This window comes from Acetonema longum DSM 6540 (genome assembly GCF_000219125.1).
Lineage (GTDB): Bacteria > Bacillota > Negativicutes > Sporomusales > Acetonemataceae > Acetonema > Acetonema longum.
On record NZ_AFGF01000164.1, the window covers coordinates 1 to 1,734 of the forward strand.

At 39.4% G+C, this 1,734-nt stretch carries 1 protein-coding gene and 1 pseudogene; both read left to right on the plus strand.

Going from position 1 to position 1,734, the window contains the following annotated elements:
* Positions 1 to 871, plus strand: a pseudogene (locus ALO_RS22550) (hypothetical protein); the annotation flags it as partial.
* Positions 872 to 903: 32 nt separating this feature from the next.
* Complete coding sequence (locus tag ALO_RS15375; protein ID WP_004097560.1) at positions 904 to 1,560, plus strand: hypothetical protein; 657 nt, start codon at positions 904 to 906, stop codon at positions 1,558 to 1,560.
* The last annotated feature ends 174 nt before the right edge of the window (positions 1,561 to 1,734 follow it).

Below are 1,734 nucleotides of genomic sequence, written 5' to 3' on the forward strand. Positions count from 1 at the left end.
TACTGTGGCTGAGATGCAATCTCCTTTAGAGACTCCGCAAGTTCCACAGGTTTCGAGTCAGCCCCAACCTAATCCGGCAGAATTCTCAGCTGCTATACAGGGGTCGAGGCGCGCTTTCGATACGCATCTTAGTAACTATCGAGATTATCATAAGCCACTTAATATATCGCTGAAAGATACCTTTAGTATAAAAATTAAGGGATACACCCATACAGTCCAAAAAGGTGAAGGCAATACGAGAATCAAAGAACTGAACCCTTACAATATGACGGATACTGTTGCGTGGCATAGCGTTACTCCTCAATATATATATCTATCGGGAAAAAGAACCGCGGAAGCTTATAATCAGTTGATCGACCAATTTGATGTAGAACACAATCCTCGGTATGTACCGAGGGACGATCAAACATTTTGCAATATCTTTGTCTGGGATGTTTCTGTTGCTATGGGCGTAGAACTGCCTCGTTGGGTAGAAGTGAATCAAGTAGGCGATGTCGAAGATGCGACAGGTAAAGCTTTGGGCAGGACACCAGCCGGTCATGTAATAGCTGAAGGAGTCGAAACGGCAACCGAATTGAATGCTGCTAGGCTTGCGAAATGGCTGAATGCCCAAGGGGAAAATTATGGCTGGAGAGAAGTGACACCTCAAGAAGCTCAGCAACGAGCAAATCAAGGATATATGACACTATCTGCTAGTGTTGAAATTAAGCATATTCAAGTCATTCGCCCGACTCCTGATGGAAGAGATTATGGCGAAGGAGTATATTTAGCCCAAGCTGGCAGTTCCTACGCCACCAGTAATGGAGTGTATTTTCTTGAAAAATATGGTCAGGACGAGTATCATAAATATAAGTTTTATACCCATGATTGAGTAATGGTGATCTAAAATATAGGAGGTGGGCCATGAGAAAGAAAATTATCAGTTGGGTTGTATTGACTATTTTCGGAATCACAGTGGGAGTGATTGATTTACATCTTTATCCTAATAAGATTTTGGCGGCTGCGAATGTAAGTATTGCTAGAATTGCAGAGCAGAATAGAGAAAATCTAAACAAAGAGAAACACCAAAACAAAGAAAAATTCGAGAAGGTTTTGATTGGGTCCTGGCATAGATCACCAACGATGATGACGGGAATGTTGAATTTATACACATTTTCAAAAGATAAAAGTTTTATATTTAAATATAGGCGTAGCGATACAGAAAAACGTATGATTGATATTTCAGGTAAATGGGAAATCATTCACGAAAATTTATTATATTTAATCATAACGGATGAAACTGTTATAGAAGGTGGTGAATTTATAAAAGATATCAATCAATTCACCGGTTGGGCTTTACACAACGGAACACCGACTAAGAAGAAAGTGGACCCTCCAAGGGAAGTGATTTATCCTTTAAAGGATTTAAAAATTGATGAAAAATTTGATGAAGAACACGTTTCACCGATAATGGTAAAAATAGGCGGCGAACAATATTGGAAATATGGGAGTATACAGGATGAAGAGAGCCTTAAAAATGTTCCATTGATTCAAAAAATATTCTTTAATGAATCAATATGATAGTCAGCGACAATCAAATCATATGGCTCTAGGCCCCAAAAATGGCAGGACTGCAACAGCAGTTCCTGCCATTTGCTATTGAAAGAGAGGGGTGTATGGCTTCAATACTGATTTTACGGTGAAAGGAGTGAGGAAAGCGAATCATTTGCGTTTCACATCTGCGACTATTTATTA